The sequence below is a fragment of the Bradyrhizobium sp. CCGB01 genome (genome assembly GCF_024199795.1).
GTDB lineage: Bacteria > Pseudomonadota > Alphaproteobacteria > Rhizobiales > Xanthobacteraceae > Bradyrhizobium.
In genome coordinates this window covers 923,160-947,743 of record NZ_JANADK010000001.1, presented here as the reverse complement: position 1 = coordinate 947,743, position 24,584 = coordinate 923,160, and the positions used below count along the sequence as shown (strand labels likewise).

22 protein-coding genes are annotated in these 24,584 nt (G+C 64.0%); 19 read left to right on the top strand and 3 right to left on the bottom strand.

Translation table 11 applies throughout. The features are described 5' to 3' along the window. Window positions 1-266: 266 nt before the first annotated feature. From NLM25_RS04235 to NLM25_RS04175, 13 genes are all read left to right on the top strand, one after another. Window positions 267-653, top strand: a complete 387-nt coding sequence (locus NLM25_RS04235) for an XRE family transcriptional regulator (RefSeq protein ID WP_254136161.1) — start codon at window positions 267-269, stop codon at window positions 651-653. Next, window positions 646-1,554, top strand: a complete 909-nt coding sequence (locus tag NLM25_RS04230) for an ABC-three component system protein (RefSeq protein WP_254136160.1) — start codon at window positions 646-648, stop codon at window positions 1,552-1,554. Before NLM25_RS04235 ends, NLM25_RS04230 begins: the two co-directional genes overlap by 8 nt. Continuing rightward, window positions 1,551-1,796 carry an ABC-three component system middle component 6 gene (locus tag NLM25_RS04225; RefSeq protein ID WP_254136159.1) on the top strand — a complete coding sequence of 82 codons (246 nt, stop codon included), beginning with the start codon at window positions 1,551-1,553 and terminating at the stop codon, window positions 1,794-1,796. Before NLM25_RS04230 ends, NLM25_RS04225 begins: the two co-directional genes overlap by 4 nt. Beyond that, window positions 1,793-3,556, top strand: coding sequence for an ABC-three component system protein (locus NLM25_RS04220; RefSeq protein ID WP_254136158.1), 1,764 nt, complete (start codon window positions 1,793-1,795; stop codon window positions 3,554-3,556). The genes NLM25_RS04225 and NLM25_RS04220 overlap by 4 nt, the downstream gene beginning before the upstream one ends. Window positions 3,557-3,563: 7 nt before the next feature. Further along, window positions 3,564-4,379: a hypothetical protein gene (locus NLM25_RS04215; protein ID WP_254136157.1), complete on the top strand. Its 816-nt coding sequence runs from the start codon at window positions 3,564-3,566 to the stop codon at window positions 4,377-4,379. 7 nt (window positions 4,380-4,386) lie between these two features. Continuing rightward, window positions 4,387-5,184 carry a TIGR02391 family protein gene (locus NLM25_RS04210; RefSeq protein ID WP_254136156.1) on the top strand — a complete coding sequence of 266 codons (798 nt, stop codon included), beginning with the start codon at window positions 4,387-4,389 and terminating at the stop codon, window positions 5,182-5,184. A 29-nt stretch (window positions 5,185-5,213) separates the two neighbouring features. Further along, window positions 5,214-6,797: a hypothetical protein gene (locus tag NLM25_RS04205; RefSeq protein ID WP_254136155.1), complete on the top strand. Its 1,584-nt coding sequence runs from the start codon at window positions 5,214-5,216 to the stop codon at window positions 6,795-6,797. Between the two features lie 221 nt (window positions 6,798-7,018). Further along, on the top strand, window positions 7,019-8,776 hold the full coding sequence (locus NLM25_RS04200) for an SIR2 family protein (RefSeq protein WP_254141110.1): 1,758 nt from the start codon (window positions 7,019-7,021) through the stop codon (window positions 8,774-8,776). Further along, window positions 8,773-9,408, top strand: coding sequence for a hypothetical protein (locus tag NLM25_RS04195; RefSeq protein ID WP_254136154.1), 636 nt, complete (start codon window positions 8,773-8,775; stop codon window positions 9,406-9,408). The genes NLM25_RS04200 and NLM25_RS04195 overlap by 4 nt, the downstream gene beginning before the upstream one ends. Continuing rightward, the gene (locus tag NLM25_RS04190; protein WP_254136153.1) at window positions 9,405-11,825 is read left to right on the top strand and encodes an AAA family ATPase; all 2,421 of its coding nucleotides are present in this window, start codon (window positions 9,405-9,407) and stop codon (window positions 11,823-11,825) included. Before NLM25_RS04195 ends, NLM25_RS04190 begins: the two co-directional genes overlap by 4 nt. A 182-nt stretch (window positions 11,826-12,007) precedes the next feature. Beyond that, a complete protein-coding gene (locus tag NLM25_RS04185; protein ID WP_254136152.1) occupies window positions 12,008-12,760 on the top strand; it encodes an ImuA family protein in 753 nt (250 codons plus the stop codon). Continuing rightward, a complete protein-coding gene (locus tag NLM25_RS04180; RefSeq protein ID WP_254136151.1) occupies window positions 12,675-14,198 on the top strand; it encodes a DNA polymerase Y family protein in 1,524 nt (507 codons plus the stop codon). The genes NLM25_RS04185 and NLM25_RS04180 overlap by 86 nt, the downstream gene beginning before the upstream one ends. After that, on the top strand, window positions 14,195-17,461 hold the full coding sequence (locus NLM25_RS04175; protein ID WP_254136150.1) for an error-prone DNA polymerase: 3,267 nt from the start codon (window positions 14,195-14,197) through the stop codon (window positions 17,459-17,461). The genes NLM25_RS04180 and NLM25_RS04175 overlap by 4 nt, the downstream gene beginning before the upstream one ends. A gap of 9 nt (window positions 17,462-17,470) precedes the next feature. Here NLM25_RS04175 and NLM25_RS04170 read toward each other — a convergent pair whose 3' ends face one another. Continuing rightward, a complete protein-coding gene (locus NLM25_RS04170; protein ID WP_254136149.1) occupies window positions 17,471-18,499 on the bottom strand; it encodes a restriction endonuclease in 1,029 nt (342 codons plus the stop codon). Beyond that, on the bottom strand, window positions 18,496-19,086 hold the full coding sequence (locus NLM25_RS04165) for an SOS response-associated peptidase (RefSeq protein ID WP_254136148.1): 591 nt from the start codon (window positions 19,084-19,086) through the stop codon (window positions 18,496-18,498). Before NLM25_RS04165 ends, NLM25_RS04170 begins: the two co-directional genes overlap by 4 nt. A 56-nt stretch (window positions 19,087-19,142) precedes the next feature. Here NLM25_RS04165 and NLM25_RS04160 point away from each other — a divergent pair, with 56 nt between their 5' ends. The 6 genes from NLM25_RS04160 to NLM25_RS04135 all read left to right on the top strand — a co-directional run bounded on the left by NLM25_RS04160 (window position 19,143) and on the right by NLM25_RS04135 (window position 24,446). Then, window positions 19,143-19,646: an SOS response-associated peptidase family protein gene (locus tag NLM25_RS04160; protein ID WP_254141109.1), complete on the top strand. Its 504-nt coding sequence runs from the start codon at window positions 19,143-19,145 to the stop codon at window positions 19,644-19,646. Between the two features lie 322 nt (window positions 19,647-19,968). Beyond that, window positions 19,969-21,162 carry a DUF932 domain-containing protein gene (locus tag NLM25_RS04155; RefSeq protein WP_254136147.1) on the top strand — a complete coding sequence of 398 codons (1,194 nt, stop codon included), beginning with the start codon at window positions 19,969-19,971 and terminating at the stop codon, window positions 21,160-21,162. Between the two features lie 176 nt (window positions 21,163-21,338). Beyond that, window positions 21,339-23,465 (top strand): ParB/RepB/Spo0J family partition protein, encoded by a 2,127-nt coding sequence (locus NLM25_RS04150; RefSeq protein ID WP_254136146.1) that lies wholly within the window; start codon window positions 21,339-21,341, stop codon window positions 23,463-23,465. Window positions 23,466-23,524: 59 nt separating this feature from the next. Continuing rightward, on the top strand, window positions 23,525-23,743 hold the full coding sequence (locus NLM25_RS04145; RefSeq protein WP_254136145.1) for a hypothetical protein: 219 nt from the start codon (window positions 23,525-23,527) through the stop codon (window positions 23,741-23,743). Window positions 23,744-23,811: 68 nt separating this feature from the next. Further along, the gene (locus tag NLM25_RS04140; RefSeq protein WP_254136144.1) at window positions 23,812-24,225 is read left to right on the top strand and encodes a hypothetical protein; all 414 of its coding nucleotides are present in this window, start codon (window positions 23,812-23,814) and stop codon (window positions 24,223-24,225) included. After that, window positions 24,222-24,446: a DUF6117 family protein gene (locus NLM25_RS04135; RefSeq protein WP_254136143.1), complete on the top strand. Its 225-nt coding sequence runs from the start codon at window positions 24,222-24,224 to the stop codon at window positions 24,444-24,446. The genes NLM25_RS04140 and NLM25_RS04135 overlap by 4 nt, the downstream gene beginning before the upstream one ends. Here NLM25_RS04135 and NLM25_RS04130 read toward each other — a convergent pair. Continuing rightward, on the bottom strand, window positions 24,419-24,565 hold the full coding sequence (locus NLM25_RS04130; RefSeq protein WP_254136142.1) for a hypothetical protein: 147 nt from the start codon (window positions 24,563-24,565) through the stop codon (window positions 24,419-24,421). The genes NLM25_RS04135 and NLM25_RS04130 overlap by 28 nt on opposite strands. Window positions 24,566-24,584 lie beyond the last annotated feature (19 nt).

The following is a 24,584-nucleotide window of genomic DNA, read 5'->3' as shown; positions in this document are numbered from 1 at the left end:
TGCTGACCTCGGCACGCTTGACCGTACATAGCTTGGAAGCTATATCGATTCCGACGTTTGGTTACCCGATTCATACGAGGCGGACCGCCAGGCGTTCGAGGCTGGGTTCAGACCGAACTACAGGCCATTGCAGAGCTGCTCGCCGGAGTCGGCCTGCCGCTCATCGCTCTGGGCCGACCCGCTTCCGCAAGCAGAGTGTCGCAAAAACGGGTCCCCGGTTTTCCTATCATCCGGAAAGCCTGAAATCCGTAAAGAAGGTTAGTGCCATGGGACGTAGCCTCGACGAGGTCATAGCCTCCCTGCCCCGAGATCAGCAGGAGCAGATCGAGGCGCGGTATGACGAGTTGCGGCAAGAGGTCGATGGCCTCCGCGAGCTCCGGCAGATCGCTGGCAAGGGCCAAGCCGACATCGCCTCCGCTCTCAACATCAAGCAGCCGTCCGTTTCCAAGATAGAAAAGCAATCCGACATGTATTTGTCGACCCTTCGCAGCTATGTCGAAGCAGTCGGGGGGAAACTTGAGTTGACCGTGAAGCTGCCGAAGCGTCCCGCGCTTCGGATCCACCATCTGGGCGATCAGACCGCTGCGGCCGTAGCGAAGCCCAAGGCGGCGAGACGAGGCGCTGTGTCGCCGGCAAGGCGGCGCCATGGATGAGTTGCAGCGGTCAATCTACGTCGACAAGTTCCGTCTGGCGCTCCACACCCAGAAGGGCACGGCGTTCCAGGACTGGTTCGTTCGGCTAGCCGGGCACGCTTTCGGCGCCGACTTCGAGGAGGTTCGCCCCTACGGTTCGTATGGAGACCTGAAATGCGATGGCCGCCGGATCAGCAGCGGTTCCGTATTCCAGTGCTACGCACCGGAGACGATGAAGGAAGCCGACCTCATCGCCAAGATCGACGAAGATTTTCACGGTGCGCGCGCCCACTGGGACGGCAACATGCAGGAATGGGTGTTCGTCCATAACGATGGCCGTGGCCTGCCGCCGAACGCGGTCCAGCACCTGGACACCCTGCGCGAGGCCCACGCGCCGCTTCAGATTTCAACCTGGTCCGAGCCCGAGCTCCTTGCCCTCGCCATGGGTCTGGATCTTTCCTCCCTGCAGGCCTTGTTCGGATTTGCCGCATCGATTGCTATCGTCGATCGACTGGTCTTGTCCGACCTCATGCCGATCATCGACGCTCTCCAGCGCCAGGACAGCCCCGCCAATCCACCGCTGACGCCCCCATCCCCCGAAAAGCTCGAAAAGAATGCCCTGTCGGAGGAATCTGGGCTGTTTCTGAGGATCGGCAGGCGCAAGTCCAACCTTGTCGACACCTTCTTCCGCAAGAGCCCCCGGCCCGATCTCGGCGAGCGTATCGCCGAGGCCTTCCGGACGCGCTATGCCGAGCTCAAGGCGCTCGACCTTCCAGCCGACACGATCTTCAAGCACCTTCAGGACTATGCCGGCTTCAACGGTGAGCCGAAGCGGCAAAGCGCGGCTTTGGCGGTCCTCTCCTACTTCTTCGACAGTTGCGACATCTTCGAAGATCCAGTCGCCTCCGTGGAGGCACTATGATCCTTCCAACCAAACATGTCCGCCCGGATCGTGCGCTGATCGGCGTCGGCGCAGAAGTGCTGGAAATTCTCAAGCGGCCGATGACGATGTCGCGGTTGTGGGATGAGGTGCGCGGACGAAGATCCCTGCACGCCCCGAATGCGCCGATCGACTACCAGTGGTTCGTCCTGTCGCTGGACCTACTCTACACTATCGGAGCGCTCGAATTCGAGCGCGGCCTGGTGCGGAGGGTCCAGTCATGATCCGTCGCTTCGGCAGTGATCTCGCGTCATTCAAGAACCTGACCTTCGGGCCGGGGTTGAACATCCTGCTCGCCGACAAGAGCGAAGGTGCCAACGATCGTCAGTCGCGAAACGGCGCAGGCAAGACCAGCTTCATCGAGCTTGTGCATTTCCTGTTCGGCGCCGACGCGCGCAAAGAGAGCATTTTCCGTTCCGATGCGCTCTCCCCGTGGACCTTCGATGTCGCAGTGGATGTTGCCGACGAGACGATTTCGGCAGCTCGGAGCGGGGCAAAGCCCAGCCGAATTCTCATCAACGGTCCGGTCGAAGGCTGGCCCATTAGGCCGCAATTTGACGAGCGCGCGGGACTGTTCGAGCTGTCCAATGAGAACTGGAAAGCCAATCTTGGCCATCTCTGGTTCGGCCTCCCCATTTCGGCGGGAGACGAGGCAGAGCGCTTCCAGCCCTCCTTTCGCTCGCTCTTCTCCTACTTCGTACGACGGCAGCTCAGCGGTGGCTTTCAGCAACCGATGCAGCATTCCACCATGCAGCAGACGTGGGACCAGCAGGTCTCCATCTGCTATCTACTCGGCCTGGACTGGACGATTCCCGGCCGCTTTCAGGAGCTGCGCGGACAGGAGAAGGTTGCCCAGGAACTTCGCAAGGCGGCTCGCAGCGGCGATCTGGGCCGATTCTTCGGCAAAGCCGCTGACCTGCGCACCCGTCTCACGATCGCCGAAGCACGTTCCGAGCGACTACGGGCTCAACTTGAGAACTTCGAAGTCGTACCGGAATACAAGGCACTTGAGCGGGAAGCGAACGACATTACGAGCGAGATCGACGCCCTGAACGTCGAGAACGTCGTCGATGGCGACTTGGTGCAGCAACTTCGCGCGTCTCTGAACGAGGAGGATGCACCGGATCTCGGCGATGTCACCAAGCTCTATGCCGAGGCGGGTGTAGTCCTGCCGGATATGGTCCGCCGACGGTTCGACGAGGTCGAACGCTTCCATCGGACAATCATCGAAAACCGCCGCACTCATCTCAACGCCGAGATCGGTTCGGCCGAAGCGCGGATGACCGAGCGAGACCAACGCATCGCAGAGCGCGACCGGCGCCGCCGGCAGATCATGGGTGTGCTGCGCTCGGGCGGCGCGCTTGAACACTATACCAGCCTGCGCGAAGAGGCCGGCAGGGCCGAAGCCGAAATCGAGGGCTTGCGTCAGCGGCTAGAAACCGCCGAGCGCATCGAGAGCACGAAGGCCGAGCTCGATATCGAACGGGCCAATCTGACCAAAGCGCTGCGCGACGATATCCATGAACGCGCCGATGTAATCCGGGAGGCCATTCTCGCCTTCGAGGCGCTATCAGAGTCGCTCTACGAAAAGGCCGGCAGCCTCACAATCTCCGAGACCGGTGGCGGTCCTCAATTCGAGGTCCACATCGATGGCCAGCGAAGCAAGGGCATCACCAACATGCAGATCTTCTGCTTCGATCTCATGTTGACCGAAATCAGCATCAGGAATGGGCGCGGGCCGCGCTTCCTCATCCACGACAGCCACCTTTTCGATGGCGTAGACGAGCGCCAGGTGGCGAAGGCCCTCCAGCTTGGCGCGGAGCGAGCCGACGCCGCCGGATTCCAGTACATTGTGACGATGAACTCGGACGCCCTGCCTCGCGAGGGTTTCCAGCGAGGCTTTGACGTCCAAGCCCATGTCATCGACCCCAAGCTGACCGATGCGACGGATACCGGTGGCCTGTTCGGCCTACGCTTCGAGTAGGCTACCCATGCGATCTGCACCGTTTACACGACCGACCCTCCTTGCTGCAGTCGAACTGCTCGAACTGCACAGCCAAGCCAAATTCAATCAGATGGTCCTGCGGCTTGGGCTCGAGGACGAGATTTCCTCGAGCACCACTCTCAGCGTCGCAAAGAAATGCGATCTCCTCGGCCGCGTTGTCTTGCAACGCCCGGACACGATCCTCGATACGCTCGACGGCAGCATGACCCTGGGTGAAGCGGTGATCCGGCAAGCCGCACAACTGGCTCAGCAAGATTCGGAGCAGCCGCTCCAAACGGCATTCGCCCGCGGGCTCGCGCGCGACGGATACGTCCTGGTCTGGGACGACTATGGCCGGAACGCATCAATCCGCGCCGCGCTTCCCGGCGAAATCCAGCTCCCGGAGACCGACGACGAGGTCCATCAGCTCCTCAAGCGCTTCGGCTTCGTCACCCCACTCGGGCACCTCGACCAGGCAATCGAAGCGCACACGCGTGGTGACTGGGCCGCCTGCAACGGACAGCTTCGAACGTTCATCGAGAGCTTGTTCGACGACATTGCTCGAAATGTGCGCCCCACGGAATCGGCGGCACGTCCCAGTTCAGAGAACCGGCGCGCGCTCCTTGCTGAGATCGGCTTTCTTGCAAGGGATCGCAACGAGTGGACCCACGACGGCAAGAACTACATCAACGGCCTCTTCAAAATGCTGCACACCGAAGGGTCGCACCCGGGGCTTTCCGACGAAGATCACAGCACCTTCCGGCTCCACGTCGTCCTGGTGACAGCCAGGACGTTCTTGCGGCGCCTCGCGAACGGCCGGTGAAGAGCCCATGGCATTCTTCACTCAAGATCAGTTGGAGGCGATCGCGGGCGCACTCGGCGACACATCAGAGGGTTTGACAGGGCCGGAAATCGAGCACCTGCTCGCCTCCTGCAAGATCACCGATCCGGGGCCTGCGACGAAGCGCGTCCGCCTCTACAACGCCTTCGCCGAGTGCCAGAACACAAAGCAGAACCGCACTAATATCCTCGAATTCATTCGGCGCGCCATGAAGCCGGCGCGGTATAGCCGGGAGCCCGACCGCTATGAGCCGATGCGGGCGCGACTTAACCAGGCGTTGGCCTTCGCGGGTCTTTTCGTCGATCAGTCGGGCGAGCTGAAGATGGCGGAAGCCGCCCAGACCCTGCCCGAGGCACAGCGGCGTGCTCGCGACTTGCGCGCGGATCTCGAAGGACGCGGCGTGCACCCCGACGTTCTCAAGTTCTGTCGCGCCGAACTTCTCGCCGACAACTATTTTCATGCGGTGCAGGAGGCGGTCAAAAGCGTTGCCGATAAGATGCGGACGCGGACGGGCCTGACCGACGACGGCGCTGCGCTTGTTGACCGTGTCCTCGCCGGCAGTCCGCCGCTTCTGGCGATCAACGCGCTATCCACCGCCAGCGAGCGCAGCGAGCAGAGTGGATTTGCCAATCTTGTTCGCGGCACGTTTGGCATGTTCCGCAATCCGACGGCCCATGAGGCCCGCATTCACTGGTCGATGTCCAAAGAGGATGCCGAAGACCTGCTATCGATCGTGTCGCTGATTCATCGGCGCCTCGACACGGCTCATATGCCGGCCCGCGTATGAGGGTCGAAGGTTCAGGCTGAAGGAGCTGAATGGAAAGCGAGTTAGATCCCGATCGCATCGGCCGCATCGGCGAACGACAGTTCGAGGTGCTCTGTGAGCGCGCCGGACTCTATTGCAACAAAAGCGCCGTCGACGTGATGGGCTGGGATTTCATCGTAGAGTTCCCGATGACGCCGGCCGGTCAGGCGATCCCTCTCGATCAGCGCCCGACCAATGCCGCGCGGATCCAGTTGAAGTCGACGCTCGGCCGCGCCGGCAACCGTATCCGGCTCAGCCTGTCCGCCATCGATCGCTTGGCCAAGGACCCTCGGCCAGCGATCATCGTGGTGTTTCGCTTGCGTGCCGACGGCGAACTCCAGTCGGGTTATCTTGTCCACCTCATTGGAGAGGAGCTCGCGCGCGTCCTCAGGCGATTGCGAGTGGCGGAGGCCCGCAAAGCTCATGACATCAACCACACCGATATCAGCTACGACTATGAGAAAGTCGGGGTGCGCTTTGAGGCCACTCCCGCCGGCTTATTGGCGGCCCTGAGTGCAGCCTGCGGGCAAAATCCCGGCGCCTATACCATCGAGAAGCAGCGGCAGCTTGCCGAACTTGGCTATGAAAACGGCCAGTTCGAGGCCGAAGCGCTTATCCAGATCGAGGGTCCGGAGCATTTCAGCAATCTGCTGCTCGGTCTCGCGCCCTTGAAGCCGCACCGCCTTCGCGTTTTCGACAGCCGATTCGGCATACGCCTTCCCTATCAAGGTACGCTCTTCGACGACATTGAGGAGCTGCGTCTTACACCTCCTACCCTGGGTTCCTGCGAGATTTCAATCCGAGGACCGGGCTTCGGACAGGCGGCGCGGTTTGACGGCGAAATGTTCATCGGCCCGCCGATGGCCGAGCCGCATGGAGCAGAACTTCTCATCCGCACTCCAGACCTGATCATCCGATTGACACCACCAGCGCTCAAATTCGAAAGCGTCGGTTCGATCGATGACATGGAGCATACCTTGGAGGAGTGGGCGGAGCTGCTACGCGCGCTCACGCTTATGACAAAGGGGCGAGCGACCCTGACGATTGCCGGAAACGACCGGATCCCGCCGATTACCTTCCCGGTCGATCAACCCATCAGCGGGCCGTACATCGAAGAGCTACCGCTCATCTCCGCATTCGCAGATGGGTGGCTGCAACTTCTCATCAACGCGGGCCTTCGTTCCACCGCAAGGTTCAAGTTCGATGCGTTCTGGGAGGCGAACGAAGCACGTATGGCCGTGGACATCCTGCTCAAGCCGAAATCTGAGGCTCGCTTCGAGTTCCAGAACCTTGAGATTGAAGAGTCATCGCCTCTGCCGGACGGGCTGTATTTCAACAATGCGACCTTTGCGGACACCAGCATAACCTTCAGCGCGAAAGTCTTCTTTGAAAAGTCAGAGGATCCAGAATGGCGGTATCGATCCACAGGCTTCGAAGCGCTAGATGTTCGCCCGCAGGTCGTCGACCTTGAAGAGTACGGCATGGACCAGGCGGCCGCGTCGGACTTGAAGCTTATTATCGATCCGAGGAACATTACGCTCACGCCTCGCGGGGGTGCAGCCGGCGCCCCTGATGCTCTCACACGTCAAGAATGAGCAGTGCAGAGAATTGTATGCGCCACACCCGGCGCCCTGATCATGATCTCGACGCAATCCGCGCGAAAACACGGGACCTTCGTAAAGCTGTAGGTCGCTAATGTGTTAATCTATGCTTGTGAGACTACAGATGCGATTCTCTTAGTGCTGGACAGTAAAGCACTAAAGAATAATGTTGGGATGGAAGGCGACGCACGAGCGGCGCGTGGGGATTGAACGACGTGGCGCTGCCTCCGACAGCTACTCAGATTTCAGTGCGTGAGGTGCTGGACAAATTTGAAGCGGATTTTGCTCCGGTGGCACAAGCCATCGAAAATGGTGAGTTCGCACTATGGGTGGGGTCAGGAATTTCCCGCCAAGCGCCAAGCCTGGGCGGATTGATCGAGCGGGCATTCGACTATCTTCGCGAGCGCGCGGTCGACCCGGCCACGACAGCGGACTTCACCCCCGCGCTCGAGGAGGCACTGACGCTCGCTGAGATCGACCCGGTCACCGTTCGTGCGCGCTACGGACAACCGCTTGCGAATTGGCCGGAGCACGATGCGATCATCGATCGCCTTTGGAAAAAATATTCGCGTGTCCTGGACATTCGAGTACCCGGAAAGGACGCTGACTTCGTCCTATGGGAGGCGATCGACATACGGGAAGCGTTCGGCCATCCGGCGCCGCCGGCGGCCGAACACCTGTCCATTGCAGTGTTAATCCTGGAAGGCGCAGTTCAGGAGGTCGCGTCGGCCAACTGGGATGGCTTCATCGAGGCGGCAGTTACACGGCTGAGCAGCGCGGTGCCTGGTGTGATGCAGGTGGTTGTCGATCCTGACCAACTGCGCGGGCCGGCGGGCAGAGCCAAGCTGCTCAAATTCCATGGCTGCATCATTCACGCCACCCGTGAGCCCCATTTATTCCGGCAGTACCTAACGGGGAGCTATACCCAAATCATGGACTGGCCGGAAACGGCCGCGTTCGCCGCGATGCGAAACGAGATCGTCGGCCTAGCCACGACGCGCAAGACGCTCGTTCTCGGCCTCTCCATCCAGGACAACAATCTCCAGACCATCTTTACGCGCGCCAAGGCGGTGCATGCGTGGCCATGGCCTTGCACGCCGGCCGCTCCAGCTCACGTTTTCTGTGAGGACACGATCCAGCTCGGCCAACGCGACGTGCTGCGCTTGGTCTATGGCGATGCCTATAATAATGCCCCCGCCGCACTGCACGATGCGACCCTGCTCCGCGCCTGGGGCGAGCAAGTCCTGATCGCGTTAGTGTTGAAACTACTCTGCGACAAGCTCACGCGATTGATGGAGCTCGGCCTTGGGGCGTCGGGCCGTGGGCCCATCGCGGGAGCGCTCGCCCCAGCCTTGAAAGCGCTGCGCGACGACCTGGCCGACCGTGCCGTCGTTCCGCCAGGGGAGCGGAACAGGACCGCCTTCGGCAATCAGGCAATCGGACTTTGGTCGCGGATGCTCTCCTTGTTTCGGCGTGGTGCCTTGCCTGCCGATCCCAACGCCTATGAGACCTTGAGCAGTTCCGCGCCAAACCTTCTCGCGGCCGATCAAAACGCGCTGGCGATGGGACTAGGCACGCTTGGAATTATCCTCGCGCTTCTCCAACTAGGTCGCACCGCTGGACATTGGGAGCTGACGCCCCCTTCCGACGCTACGCTACATGCGGGGGCAATGACTGCCAGACCTAACCGGCCGGGCGCGACAGGCCGCCCCGTCTTTCTCGTCAAATCGGCGGCAGACGCGATCGCCCTCCAAAGCAACGGCGCTTTCGCGACCGACAATGCGATTGTCGTGCACGCTGATGACACATGGCATCGTATGGTCGGAAGTGGCGCAAGCGCTCGGCGCGTTCGGTCTGCGCCGGGCCGCACAGGCCGCGTCGGTAATACGCATGTCAGCATTGCCGATCTTCTCGGCCGCAGCGCCGACGCGGCTGGGCTGCAAAGCGGCTTCGTTGCGGAGATGATGCTATGAGCACCGCGCCCCTGATCCTCGCCATTCAAAACCGACTCCACCGCGCCAACTACCATGACCTGTCCACACCGTTGAACGTCGCAGGGGTCGAATTCGCCTTCACCGGAGCGATGCGAGGCAGCGACGGCCGCGCGCTTGATCTGGTGCTCCTCGTCGACACGACAACGGGAGACTTTGGAGACCGAGATGGCGCCCGCGTTCGTCAACGCGTGGAGGCGCTGAGCCGGGCGCTTGACGTGACCGCATCGCGCTATGTCGTCACGCTCATCCTGGCAGGTGCCGCCCTGGCCGATGGCGTCGACGCCCTGTCGGAAACCTGCCGTGTCCTGCAGGTCGAAAGCATCCCGCTTGACCAGGCTGGTAAGCCGGTCGATGAAGCGGCCGAGCGGCAGTTGGACGACCGGATCCGCGTCCTGTTGCCGCTGACACTCCCGGCCGTGCCTGCAGAACCAGAAGCCGGAAGCGGGCATGCGATAGATCAACTCGTCCGCGCGCTTCAACAGGACGGAGACAAGGCATTTCTTGATGCTGTCGTTCATGCATCGGCCGCAGGAGAAGCGGCTGTGACGGAGGCCGCGGCCCAGGCTGTAGGCCAACCTTTCCGAGGCCCCTCCGAAGGAGAACCGTCATGAGCGACTCTATCTTGAGAAGCCTCGACATAACGAATTTCCGGAGCATCCGGGGACATATCCACGCCCCGCTGGATGCGAAGGTCGTGCTCGTTCATGGCGAGAACGGCGCCGGCAAAACAAGTCTTCTTTCGGCGATCGAGTTGGCGCTGACGGGTCAGGTGCAGTCACTACTGCGCGCCGATCCGAACTATGATCGCCAGTTGCTTCACCGATCGACAGCTGAAGGCAGCGTCGTACTGCGCGCCGTGAACGCAGCCGAACAGACGTTTAGCGCGACGCTCGATCCAGCGGGTGCCAAATCCGGCCGCGCCCTGGCGGAACCCCTCGCCTCCTTCTTCAAGGAACGCGCGTTCCTGCCCCAGTCGTTGCTCGGCCAATTGCTGCAGATCTATCAAGACGCGGGAAATGACGCGGGATCGCCACTGGCTCAATTCGTCGGCAAGCTGCTAGGGCTCGATCGATTGGACGCGCTGGAAGCCGGCCTCAAGCCCCTCATGGACGTTCGCAATGTTCGCAAGACCGTCGACGGCTGGCTCGCCGCTGAAAACGAGAAAAGCCGCCTCGATCGGCTTCTGACCGACCAGCGCAGAAGCCGCGAAGCGATCAACGATCAGATCGTCGCGGCACTAAGCGAACTTGCGAACGCCTGCGGCACCCTAGACGTGGCCGTTGAGGTCCGTGAGGATAATCTGGAAACAGTGGCCGCCGCTCTTTCGGATGACCGAGACGAGCAACGCTTCGCCGTTCTGGCAGACCAGCAGCGTCAGTTCGCCTCTATCCGCCGCGAGATTGACCAAGCGCAAAGCGCAGCTTCTTCCGATCTGCCGACGCCAAGCGGCGGCGCCAGCGAACAATTCTCCCGCTGGGAAGCTACGAACGGCGCAAGAGTCGCGGCCGCGCGGGCGCGCGTGGAGGCTCTGCTTCCCGATCTGGCACTACCAAGCGATCCTTTCAAATTCGCGGACGAGGCGCTCACAAGACTGCGGACTGAACGGAAGCAGCTGGACGAGCAGGCGACCCAGGCTCGTGCCGCGATCGTCCGGCGTACCGCCGCACAAGACGAACGCGATGTCGCGCAACGGCAACGCGAGACTATCGACAGCGAGGTCGAGCTATTGCCCGCCACCTCGGGAAGCCTGGCATCGGCGCTAGCGGAGCTCACCTCGTTCATCGACGGGAATGTCTGCCCCGTGTGTGACCGCGATTTCGCGGAGGTCAGTCAAGAGCCGCTCAGCGACCACGTCCATGTCAAGATCCGCACGCTTTCCGCTTCCGCCGAGCGCCTCTTGACCTTGGGCCGCACAAAAGCCGAAGTGCAGGTAACGCTCGAACGCCTCGATCGCGAACTCGAGGCACTCTCCGCGCGCGTACTCGACGAGGAAGCGCTTGCCGATCTCGATCGACGCCACGCGGGAATAGACGCCTTGGTAGCCGAGCTCGATGCGATGAGCGAAGTCCTTCGCGAAGGCGCCAGGCTTAGGGCTGCGGACGTTGCGGTACGACGCGCTGTGAGCGAAGCGCAATCGCGCCACGTCTCACTTGCAGCCGCCCGCGAAACTCTGACGTCCTTCGCCACGTCTGCTGGCGAAGCCGGCGTGGCAGAGGGCGAATCCTTTGACGCTGCGGTCGCGCGTATCTCCGAGCGACTCGCTGCGCAAACCGCGCACCTGCAACTTCGCGTCGGCCAGCGACGCGAAGGACTGAACAAAATTGCGGTGATCCGCTTGGACATTAAGAAGCGGCAGGATGCTGACGCGCAGATATCGACCGACTTTAGCGCATGGCAGGAGGCGCACGCCTCTCTCGAGCGCGCGCAGGCACTTCGCGACCAAGGCATAGCGGTCCGCAACGCGGTCGACCGGGTGCGATCAGCGATCATTCGAAGGGAATTCAACGACCGGCTCAATCGCCTGTGGCGGGACCTTTTCGTCCGACTCGCGCCGGGCGAGCCGTTCGTTCCGGCATTCCGGATTCCATCGTCGTCCACCCAGAAATTACAGCCAAAACTTATCACCGAGCACCGAGACGGTGGCGAAGCTGGAGGCGCGCCCGGGGCCATGCTTAGTGCAGGCAACCTTAATACCGCGGCGCTCACATTGTTTATTGCGCTCCACCTGTCGGTCCCAAAGGAGCTGCCTTGGCTCATTCTAGACGATCCGGTGCAATCGATGGACGACGTCCACATCGCGCACTTCGCTGCCCTGCTTCGCACCTTGTCGAAAGAGCATGGTCGGCAGGTCATGATCGCGGTTCATGACCGGCAGCTCTTCGAATATTTGAGGCTGGAACTCAGCCCCGCCTTCCCTGACGACAGCCTCCTCACTCTGGAACTCTCCAGAGGTGCCCGCCGCGATAGCGTATGCGTGTCGAAGCGGTATTCCTACAAGGAGGAGACCGCTCTTCTGGCGGCAGCATAACTCGACATCTTCGCTCGATTCACATTATCAACCACGACTGCTTTCCCGCGCAGCCCTCTTCGACGCCGATGCGATCCACGGAAACCCGGGGGTTCGTTGAATGATCCTTGACTCTACGCGCCGAAAAATAGAACAAATAGAGAACATGATGCCGAACCCGTTCCCGGAGGTCAACAGGAAGCTTGCGGCCCGAGCCCGCCATAGAGTGTTTGCGCGCGCAGATCGAAAGGATCGAAGGCCGAAGCCGGCGCGTTCAATCGGTGCTCCCCTTCGGACTCACCGACATCGACTCACGCCTGCCGTCCGGCGGCCTGGCTCTCGGCGCGCTCCACGAAATCGCCGGCGGGGGTAACGGCGCGGTCGATGGAGCCGCTGCAGCGCTTTTTGCCGGCGGCATAGCCGCCCGGACCCGAGGCAAGGTGCTCTGGGTCATCACCCGGCCCGACCTGTTCGCCCCAGCTCTGGCCCAGGCGGGCCTCGCGCCGGACCGCGTCATCTATGTCGAAGCGGGCAACGACAAGACCGTGCTCGCCTGCATCGAAGAAGGCTTGCGTCATGGCGGTCTCGGCGCCGTCGTTGGCGAGGTGGCCCGGCTGGACATGACCGCATCGCGCCGGCTCCAGCTTTGCGCCGAGCAAAGCGGCACGATCGGCATCGCCTTGCGCAGATGGCGAAGGCAAACGGAGGCGGCCGATTTCGGCCAGCCGACTGCCGCGTCAACACGATGGCGCATCTCCGTAATGCCATCGCCGGCTCTCCCCGTTCCGGGTGTCGGTCGGCATCGATGGCTGGTCGAATTGATCCGCGCCCGCGCGGGCGAAAGTGCAGATTTTGTGATGGAGGCGTGTGATGACACGGGTCGTCTCGCTCTTCCTGCCGAGTTGGTCGATCGACCGGCACAGGCGGAAGGCTTGCGACGCGGCGCCTCCGGCTGAGGCGCCGCTCGTCCTGATCGGCCGCGACGGGAGAAGACAGGTTGTGCTGGCGGCTGACGCCGTGGCGCAGGCTGCGGGCGTGCGCGTGGGTATGCCGGCGACCAAGACCCGCGTCCTTGTGCCTGGCCTGGTCGTCCATGACCATGACGCGCGCGCCGACGCCGCCTCTCTCGACCGGCTCGCGCTGTGGGTGCTCCAGCGCTACGCTCCAATCGTCGCGGCTGATCCTCCCGACGGCCTCGTCATCGACACCACCGGCGCCGACCATCTTCATGGCGGCGAAGACGCCATGCTCGCAGGGCTCGTCGACCGGTTGGCCGCGTCCGGCGTTCGCGCACGGGCCGCGATCGCCGACACCTGGGGCGCCGCCCACGCCCTAGCGCGCTATGCGTCCCGACCGACGGCCGTCGCGCCGTCTGGCCATGGCTCCTCGGTCCTTCATCCGCTTCCTATTGCGGCGCTGCGATTGCCCGCCGACATGCTCTCGGCGCTCAACGTGCTCGGCTTCGAACGCGTCGCCGACCTGCTTGCGCAGCCGCGCGCTCCGCTGACGCTTCGCTTCGGCCCGCAGCTCGGCCGCCGCATCGACCAGGCTCTGGGCGACCTCAGCGAACCGATCGAGCCCATACGGCCGGACGAGCTTATCGAAGTCAGACGAAACTTCGCCGAGCCGATCTCCGCCGCCGAAACCATCGCCCGCTACATCGGCAAGCTGGTCGTGCAGCTCTGCGCCGAGCTGGAGGCCAAAGGTCTCGGGGCCAAGCGGTTGGACCTGATCTGCCATCGGGTAGACAACCGCCGGCAGGCCGTGCGCGTCGGCACGGCGCTGCCGGTTCGCGATGTAAAGCGCCTGACCCGACTCCTGAACGACAAGATCGAGACGATCGAGCCCGGCTTCGGCATCGAGGTACTCACGCTGACCGCGACGCTCGCCGAGCCGCTGGCCGAGAAACAGACCCTGACGACCATGGTGGACGATGGGGCGCCCGACGTCTCCGATCTCGTCGACACCCTGATCAACCGCGTGGGCGAACACAGTCTCTATCGCGCCGCGCCGGTTGCCACCGAGGTGCCGGAGCGCTCCGTCTGCAAAGTGCCGCCGTTGGCACCGGAGACCGGCGCCACCTGGCCGGGCCACTGGCCGCGCCCGCCACGGCTGCTCTCGCCTCCCGAACCGATCGAGACGGTGGCCTTGCTGCCTGACCATCCGCCGGCCTGGTTCACCTGGCGCGGTATCCGCCGGCGCGTGCGCCGCGCCGACGGCCCTGAGCGCGTTCGCGGCGAGTGGTGGCGGCGCGATACCGAACTCACTGCCGTGCGCGACTATTTCCGCGTCGAAGACGACAGCGGAGAGCGATACTGGCTCTTCCGCTCCGGCGATGGCGAAGATCCGAACACGGGCTCGCAGCGGTGGTTTCTGCACGGGGTGTTCGGATGAGCGCACCCCGATATGTCGAGCTGCAGGTGACGTCGCATTTCTCCTTTCTCACGGGCGCGTCCTCCTGCGAGGAGCTATTCGCCCAGGCCGCAGCCCTTGGCATCGAGGCGCTGGCCATCGCCGACCGCAACTCGCTCGCCGGCGTCGTCCGCGCCTTCGAGGCGGCGAGGACGACCGGCGTCCGGCTGATCGTCGGCTGCCGCCTCGATCTCGCCGACGGCATGTCGATCCTCGTCTATCCGACCGATCGCGCCGCCTATGCTCGCCTCTGCCGGCTCCTCAGCCTCGGCAAGAAACGCGGGGGCAAGGCGAAATGCATCCTCGAATGGGACGACGTCGTTGCCTTCGGTGAAGGTCTGATCGCCATCCTCGTGCCGGACGAGGCCGACGAGACGTGCGGGCTTCATCTGCGCCGGCTGCGCGACGCTTTCGGGGACCGCGCCTACGTCAGCCTGACACTGCGACGCCGCCCCAACGACCAGCTCCGCGTTCACGACCTAGCGACACTGGCCGCCCAGATGCGCGTGCCGACCGTCGTCACCAACGACGTGCTCTACCACGCGCCCGAACGGCGCATGCTGCAGGATGTGGTGAGCTGCATCCGTCACAACATCACCATCGACGAGCTGGGCGATCGGCGCGAATTCGGCGATCGCTATCTCAAGCCGCCGGAGGAGATGTTCAGGCTCTTCCCGCGCAATCCCGAGGCGGTCAGTCGCTCGGTCGAGATCGCCGCGCGCTGCCGCTTCAATCTCAAGGAGCTTGCCTACCAATATCCCGAGGAGCGGGACGATCCGACGCTCACGCCGCAGGCGACGCTTGAGAAGCTGACCTGGGAAGGCGCCGAGGCTCGCTATCCCGAGGGCGTCCCCGACGAGGTCCGGGCGGTGCTGCAGCATGAGCTGGGGCTCATCGCGAAATTGCAGTACGCGCCATATTTCCTGACCGTCAACAGCATCGTCCGCTTTGCACGCTCCAAGGACATCCTGTGTCAGGGCCGCGGCTCGGCCGCCAATTCCGCGGTCTGCTATGTTCTGGGCATAACCTCGATCGATCCAGGCCGCAACGACCTGCTCTTCGAGCGGTTCGTCTCGGAGGAACGACGCGAGCCGCCCGACATCGACGTCGATTTCGAGCACGCCCGGCGCGAAATCGTCATGCAATGGGTGTTCGACACCTATGGCCGCGATCACGCCGCACTCTGCTCGACCGTCATCCGGTACAGGACGAAGGGGGCCATCCGGGATGTGGGCAAGGCCCTTGGGCTCACCGAGGATCTCACCAAAATGCTCTCCAGCCAGGTCTGGGGCTGGTCGGAAGGCGTCGAGCCGAAGCATGTCGAGGGGCTCAACCTCGATCTCGGCGATCGGCGCCTGCGGCTGACGCTCGATCTCGCCCGCCAGCTCATGGGCACGCCGCGGCACCTCTCACAGCATCCGGGCGGGTTCGTGCTCACCAACGACCGCCTGGACGAGTTGGTCCCGATCGAGCCTGCCGCGATGGACGCCAGGCAGGTGATCGAATGGGACAAGGACGATATCGACGTCCTCAAGTTCATGAAGGTCGACATTCTCGCCTTGGGGATGCTCACCGCCATGAAGCTCAGCCTCGACATGCTGGCCGAGCACAAAGGCATCAATCTCGACCTCGCCTCGATCCCGGCTGAAGACCCGCGCACCTATGCGATGATCCGCAAGGCCGATACGCTCGGCACTTTCCAGATCGAGTCTCGCGCACAGATGTCGATGCTGCCGCGGCTGAAGCCCCGAACCTTCTACGACCTCGTGGTTCAGGTGGCGATCGTTCGCCCGGGGCCGATCCAGGGTGACATGGTCCATCCCTATTTGCGTCGCCGCGAAGGGCTTGAGCCGGTCGTTTTTCCAAAGCCCGAGCTCGAGAAGGTGTTGGGCAAAACGCTCGGCGTGCCGCTGTTTCAGGAGCAGGCGATGAGGGTGGCGATCGAGTGCGCTGGCTTCACGCCTGGCGAGGCCGACATGCTGCGAAAGAGCATGGCGACCTTCAAATTCACAGGCGGGGTATCGACGTTCAAGACGAAACTGATCGACGGCATGGTGGCCAACGGCTACGAGCGGGACTTCGCCGAGGCCACCTTCAAGCAGCTCGAAGGCTTCGGGAGCTACGGCTTTCCGGAATCACACGCAGCCTCGTTCGCGCTGATCGCCTATGCCTCCGCCTGGCTCAAATGCTGGCATCCCGACGTCTTCTGCGCGGGCCTGCTCAACGCCCAGCCAATGGGCTTCTACGCGCCGGCCCAGATCGTGCGAGATGCGATCGAGCACGGCGTCGATGTGCGGCCCGTCTGCTTCAACCGCTCGCGCTGGGACTGCACGCTGGAGCCGACCGAGGACGAGAGTCGGTTCGCTGTCCGGCTCGGCCTGCGCATGGTCAAGGGACTGGCCAACGCCCATGGCGCGGCGATTGTCGCCGCCCGCGCTGATCGGCCCTATGATTCTATCGACGACCTCTGGCGACGCGCCGGCGTTCCATCGGCGGCGCTCGTGCAGCTTGCCAAGGCCGACGCCTTCCGGCCGGCGCTCGGTCTCGCCCGCCGCGAGGCGTTGTGGGCGATCAGGGCGTTGCGTGACGAGCCGCTGCCCCTCTTTGCAGCCGCATCCGCGCGCGAGGCCCAGCTCGTCCCGGAGGTGAACGAGCCCGCTGTAGAGCTGCGGCCGATGACGGCCGGCAGCGAAGTGGTCGAGGACTATGGCAATGTCGGGCTCACGCTCCGAGATCATCCGCTGAGCTTCCTGCGCGAGGATCTCCGCCGAAGGCGCATCGTCACCTGCGCCGAGGCAATGGGCACGCGCGATGGCCGTTGGGTCGAGGCGGCCGGTATCGTGCTCGTGCGCCAACGCCCGGGAAGCGCGAAGGGCGTGATGTTCATCACCTTGGAGGACGAGACGGGCATCGCCAATCTCGTCGTCTGGGCGAAGGTGTTCGAGGCCAACCGGCGCGCCGTCCTGTCAGCGAGCATGATCGCAGTGCGCGGCCGCATTCAGCGCGAGGGCGACGTCGTCCATCTGGTCGCGCAGCGCATCACGGACCTCTCAGCCGACCTCGCGAGCGTGGGGAGCCGAGATGCCGCATTCCCGCTGCCGCACGGTCGCGGCGATCAGGTCCGCAACGGCGGCGCCGGTCCTGATCCGCGCGAGCTGCCGCCCAAGGGGCTGAGGACGCGGGACATCTACATTCCCGACCTGCACATCGACACGATCAAGGTGAAGAGCCGGAACTTCCACTGAAGCCCGATGTCAATCGAACAGAACCTCGGTGAGATTTTCCGGCGGCGACCAGATGCCCGACTTTGCTCTCACGTAGGTTCGGCAAAGCGTGACGATCCGATCCTGGTCGCCGAACCTGAGCCGCTGCTTATCGATGGTTGTGAGCTGTTCGAAGGCATTGTCGGTGAAGCCATACGTCGAAAGGAAAAGGCCACCATCCTTCTTCTCGCGCACCACGACCTTGAGCAATTTTTCGACCGCGTCGGCGCCAACCCGGGTCGCCGAGCGCCAATGCTTGATCTCCACGTAGTAGACGGCGCGCTTGCCCGCGACCTCGCACTCCAGCACGACGTCTTTACCGCCGTCCTTGCTGCCAGGCGTGAGCGTGACACGAAATCCAAGCCCATCGAACACCTCGGCGATCGTGCGCTCGACGTCGCGCCATTCAAGGTGCGCCAGCGTTCCGGCGTCTCGTGCGATCAGGCGCGCAAAATGCTCGCTTACCGTCTTGAGGATGATCCTTACCTCGGCCCCGACGTCGGCCTCCTCCTCGGCCGCCTGCACCACATCAAGCCAACCGCGCAGGTCTTTCAAGGTCTTCAGCTCAACCGTGATAGGAAGGTTCTGCTCGACCGCGGCCTTGGCCGCCCCGCTGAAATCACAGTTGCTGACCAGAATGACGCGGCTGATATCCTGGGTGAGGCCGGCGCCGATCAATGCATGCACAGCGTTGAGCGGCACATCGCGCCGCTTCGAATAGAACTTCGCCTCGACGCCAATTGCTTCCGCAGTCCCGTCGGCCTCGTCACCGCGTATGCCGCGGAAGTCGATTCCGTAATCGCGTTGCCCGGGCAGCCCGCGGGGCCGCAGATCGAAGCCCTCCTTCTCGAGCAACGGCTCCAGGACGCCAGACAGTATCTGCTCGGCTTCCATCGCTGACTGCGTCGAGACCTCCTCAAGCCGGTCGATCTCACCGAGGATGCGCTTGTACTCCTCCGGCGAGAATGTCCCGTGCTGATCCCGCTCGCCGAACGTCCGTTCTGGTGCGGATATCGTCATCCCACTTGCTCCACGGCCAAACTCCCAGGCGGTAGCGGCCGGATCAGCGACTGTGCAGGCACATTGGGATCAAGCCAGTCGGCCCAAGCGTCGCGTTCGAGGATGACGATTTGCCGATCGTGGTACGGCGCAATGTCGGGCCCGGGGTCCATCGTCAGCATGGTCCAGGCCTCGCCGACCTCCTTCGTCTCGCGCCAGATGCCGGCGATGCAGAAGATCGGCACATCGCGCTTGGTAAAGAGCCACTTGTCCTTGCGCTTCTTGCCCTTCTCGGTGGGATCGGTGAACTCGTAAAAGCCATCCGCCACGATCAGGCAGCGGTTCGAGGCGAACTCGCGCCCCTCGGAGCGGAAATTGTAGACCGGCCGCTTGTTCGGTGCCGGCCAGCTCCAACGCCGCTGCACCAGATCCCCTTCGCCGCGCACGCCATCGACCGTGCGGATGATCGGGCCGACATCCGTGATCTTGATGTCGTCGCGTGCCTCGATGTTCGGGGCGCCTTCGCCGAAGCGGATCTTGATCTTCAGGTCAGCGAAGTCCTCGATGATCGAAGCGACGTCCACCTTCAGCCGATAGTCATTGCACATTGGTCCTCCGTCTCGATCGCCGTTGCATCGCGACCGCGTTCTTGTTATGTTCGCGGATCATGAGCGCGAAGGTTTTCGATTCCGACGCATCGCTCGATGAACGCCGGGTCATCATACGGCGCGACGGCGGCGATGTTGAGATGGTGGAACTGCCGTGGGGTCTTCAGCCTCGCGAGCCCGGTGGCCGGCCATTCACCGTCGTGCGTGCCGAAGGCAGGACCTTCCCAACTCATCGCTGCCTGATACCGGCATCCGAATTCCGGCATCGCAGCAAGGGCAAGCACTATAGCTTCGCGCTCGCCGACGGCGACTGGTTCTATTTCGCGGGCATCTGGAGGCCGGCAACGCGCGACTGGCCCGAGGCCTACGCGATCCTGACCACGGCCGCCAATGCGGATGTCGAACCCTACCACGATCGTCAAATGGCGGTGTTGCGCCGGGATCAGCGCCTCGACTGGCTCGACCGGTCCTGTCCGGAAGAGGAACTCCTCCGCCCCCTCGCCGCAGGAAGCTTCCGCGTCTCTCTGCTGCGCGAGACGCAGGCGGCCCTCGCCTTCTAAAATCCTGAAACCCGCCTTTGCGGAAATCCGAGTTTGCGCGGACGCGGTGTTCCTTCGCGCCAAGACCCGATCAGCGCCCCGATATAGACGTGCCTACTCACCTCGATCAGCAGGCACTCGATGCCGGTTTTTCGGTCCATCTCGCCGGCAAGTGGAGCCCCTGGGGGAAAGCCTTCCCCTGCGACCGAGCCTCAAGTCTCGGTCGACCCCTTCTGCGGGGAGACCCCGCAACGCCCCCTGAGAGTAAGAGTGCGGACCGGTTTTCCGTGACGGGTGAATAGCTGGGAGAGAGGCTCCCACGCCCGTCGTGGAGATTTGTCCAATGAACATGCAGGTTCTCGATGCGACCCGTGACCCCGTCGGCGGCTACAAGGTAGATGCCGGCCGCGGCGAGCGGATCGGCCGCGTCTCGTCCGAATGGTTCTCGCGTCCGGCCGACGAACGTTATCTATCGCTGTCGGAGCTGGCCAGTTCGGTGCGCGACCGCGCCGATCATAGCAGGACCCGCGTGGTGGAGAGCGCGCGGATCCATGTCGAGGCGAACCGTAACGATCCGGAGCGCTTGGCCCTGATCCTGCCCGGCACCGATGCGGCTGTTGCACCGACACACTGGTCCTTCGGCCAACTCGCAGGGCTCGTCGGCGCCCCGGCCGCCTACTTACGCCAACTTCCGGCCCCGCTCGCCGCCATTAATCTCCAATATGGTCTGGCCTCCAATCGCGCCGAGCAGGTCAAGACGCTGGAAACTGACGACGGCCGCTCAGAGCTGCGCGCCGTCACCGGCCCAGATTACGGGCGGATATTCGACGCGGAGCTGGTGGAAGCCGTTCAGCGTATCGCCGGCAACGGCACGGGTGACACCCGCTGGAAGGTGCCGGGCGTGCTCGACTGGTCGACCGGCATCTACAATCCGCGCGTCGACATCACCAAGGACACCACGACGCTCTACGCCTCCGATCGCGACGTTTTCCTGTTCCTCGTCGATGACCTGAACCCTATCGAGGCCGGTCGCCTGCCGGACGGTTCGCCCGACCTCTACTTCCGGGGCTTTTACTGCTGGAACTCGGAAGTCGGCGCCAAGACGCTCGGGATGGCGAGCTTCTATCTTCGCGCAGTCTGCCAGAACCGAAATCTGTGGGGTGTGGAGGATTTCGAGGAAATCACCATCCGCCACTCCAAATATGCCGCCAACCGGTTTGCGCATGAGGCTGCCCCGGCGCTTCTGAACTTCGCGAACTCTTCGCCACTTCCCTTCGTCAACGGCATCAAGGCGGCTCGCGAACGGATCGTGGCAAAGACCGACGAAGACCGCACCGACTTCCTGCGCCGTCGTGGCTTCTCCAAGGCGGAGACCGGAAAGATCATCGACACGGTGCTGGCCGAGGAAGGCCGCCCGCCCGAAAGCGTCTTCGACTTCGTGCAGGGCATCACCGCCGTCGCGCGCGACAAACCCCATCAGGACGCTCGCCTCGACATGGAGGCCAAGGCCAAGAAGCTGCTCGATCGAGCGGCCTGATCCCCGTGAAGCCGGAGATGCGGTTTTCCATGTCTCCGGCTTTGCGCTTCCGTGTCTCTCCGATTCACCGCTTCGTGGCGCTGCCCCCTTTTAGAGGAAGAGGGCGGCGCTTCGCTCCGTGACGGGTTGGAGGTTGAGAGAGAGTCTCTCGGCCGCCCGTCGCGGAGTAAATCCCGATGGCTACTGCTGCTCAGAAGATCGTCCTGTCGTCCTCGCGCGACATCCCCTTTAACAAGCTGGTGCTCAGCCAGTCCAACGTCCGGCGCGTGAAGGCCGGCGTCTCGATCGAGGACCTGGCGGCCTCGATCGCCCGACGCGGCCTGATCCAGAGCCTCAGCGTCGTGCCCGTCACGGATGCCGACGGCAACGAGACCGGCATGTTCGAGGTGCCGGCCGGCGGCCGCCGCTTCCGGGCGCTGGAGATGCTGGTCAAGCAGAAGCGCCTCGCCAAGATCGCGCCGGTGCCCTGCATCGTGCGCGAGCGAGACAGCGCCATCCTCGCTGAGGAGGTCTCGCTCGCCGAGAATATCGAGCGCGCGCCGCTCCATCCCCTCGACCAGTATCGCGCCTTCCAGGACATGCACGACAAGGGCATGAGCGAGGAAGACATCGCCGCAGCCTTCTTCGTGCCGGCCCAAGTCGTGAAGCAGCGTCTACGCCTCGCGTCCGCGTCGCCCGCGCTGCTCGACGTCTATGCCGAGGACGGCATGACGCTGGAGCAGCTTATGGCCTTCACCGTGTCGCACGACCACGCCCGCCAGGAACAGGTCTGGGACGCGATCAAGGACGGCTGGTCGAAGGAGCCGTACCAGATCCGGCGCATGCTCACCGAGACCACGGTGCGCGCCTCGGACAAGCGGGCCGTGTTCGTCGGCGTCGAGGCCTACGAGGCCGCCGGCGGCGTCACCATGCGCGATCTCTTCCAATCCGATGATGGCGGCTGGCTGCAAGACGCAGGCCTGCTCGACCGCCTGGTCGCCGAGAAGCTGAAGGCCGCGGCCGAGACGGTCGCTGCCGAAGGTTGGAAGTGGATCGAGGTCGCGGTCAGCTTCCCCTATGACGCCACGCGCGGCCTGCGCGAGCTGCAGGGCGAACCGCTCGACCTCTCGGCCGAGGAACAGGCCACCATCGACTCACTCAACGCCGAATATCAGAAGCTGGAAGCCGACTATGAAGGCGTCGACGAGCTGCCGGACGAGATCGATCAGCGCCTTTGCGAGATCGAGACGGCGCTCGCCGCCTTCGAGACCCGGCCGGCGCGCTTCGAGGCGGAAGACATTGCCAGCGCGGGCGTGTTCATCAGGATCGCCCATGACGGCAGCCTCGACATCGACCGCGGCTATATGCGGCCGGAGGACGAAGCGCCGATCGCGCCTGAGGGCGAAGCGTGCGTGGAAGCCGGTGGCGATCGGGTCGAGCCCGTGGTGCAGCGGGCTGTCATCACCATCGGCGGCCAGCCGGCCGAGCCCGAGGAGGACGAGGACGACGGCGTCATCAAGCCGCTGCCGGAGCGCCTCGTTATCGAGCTCACGGCCTATCGCACCCTCGCGCTGCGGAACGCCCTGGCGGAGAATCCGCACGTCGCCATGACCGCGCTGCTCCACAAGCTCGTCTCGGACACCTTCATGACCCGCATGTACACGGGCGCCATGGAAGCAGGAGTGAAGCACATCTTCTTCCCGGCCCAGGACGACACCCTGAAGGACAGCCCGTCCGCGCGCGCGGTGCAAGACCGCCACGCCGGCTGGGCGGGCGACATCCCCAAGGACGACGACGCCCTGTGGGGCTGGCTCGCGGGCCTGGACGACGCCAGCCGGATGGCGCTCCTGGCGCATTGCGTGAGCTACGGCGTGAATGCCCTTTATGAACGGCCGAACCCGCACAGCGCCGGCGGCGTGTCCCAGCACACGCTCGACATGCGGCTCGCCCAGGCCGACCGCCTGACCCGGGCGACCGGGCTCGATCTGGTCGAGGCCGGCTGGCGTCCGACCTTCGGCAACTACCTCAACCGGGTCACCAAGCCCCGCATCCTGCAGGCGGTGCGCGAGGGCGCCGGCGAACAGGCCGCGCAGCTCATCAGCCACCTGAAGAAGGGCGACATGGCCAAGGAGGCCGAGCGCCTGCTGGCCGACACCGGCTGGCTGCCGGAGCCGCTGCGCCTGGTCGCCGAGGCCGAGGCGTCGACGCCGGAAACCCAGACCGGCGGTGAGGATGACGGCGCGGCGCTGCCCGAGTTCCTCGCGGGCGATGACGAGGAGTCCGCGGGCGAAGACGACGAACGCCACCTCGTCGCAGCCGAGTGATCGCGCAGGCGGGGCGGCTTCGGCCGCTCCGCCCATCCCTCCAACCGAGGAGATGCGCCGTGTCGCAATCCAGCCCGGCGCGCCGGCGTGTTGTCTTCCAGTATCTCGTGCCCGTGCATGTCGAGGTCCAGGACGGCTTGGTCGGCCGCTTCACCGTCATCGACGAGACGCCGGTCCGCAATCCTATCGTCGTCGAGGGCGATCCTGCCGATCTCGACGATGCCGTGCGAGCCGCCGACGACGGCCAACCCTGGCCGTCCTGGCAGTTCGGCTACTAGCCCGATCACCTTCCGATCCCTCCCGAGCCCGGCCCAGCGCCGGGCTTTTTTCGTTTCAGGAACCCGCCATGACCGATTTTCTCAGCCGCTTTTCCTGCCTGCTCGACGTCGGCACCGCCGCCAACGCGGCGCGCGCCTTCGACATCTACACGGCGCTCATCGCCGAAATCGCCCGCGACGACCCGCCGGCCGAGCCGTTCCTGCTCTCGCTTTCGCCCGAGTACGGACCGGCCCGCCTTTGGCTGCGCGATCCCGGCAGCGCTGACCAGCAGCTCGCGATCACCTTCGTGACCCGCTTCGCCGAGGCCTTCGGCCTAACCGGGCGCTGGGGATTCCGATGGGCGAACATCGCCTCGAACCCCGTCGTCGACGGCTTCTCCGGCGGCGCCCAGCTCCTCGATCTTTCGACCGGCCGGACGCTCGAATGGATGAGTACCGGGCGCTTGCTCACCGACCGGCTTGCCGAGGGAGGCGCGCGATGAGCATTCCCGGCCATGCCCGCGCCAACTTCCAGACGCTGCTGCGCGCCGCGACCAGCGGCGCCCTGGCGCTGATGGAATGCACCGAGGTCGCGACGGGCGAGACCCGCTACGTCATCTGCGCCGTCGGGCGCGATGACGGCGAATATGTGTTCACCCCGTTCGGCCATCTGGCCGACGGCAACCCCTTCGAGCTTTACCGTCCGCCCGAGGCCTCGACCTGAGGGCGGACACGCTCGAAGAGGTCGCAGACGATCGCGCGGGCCCTGGCGGGAAACGCCGCGTCGCCGTCCGGCACGACGAAGCTGTCGAAGGCATGCGTCGGGTAATAGGCGTTCAGCACGGTGGCGATCCCGTCCAGC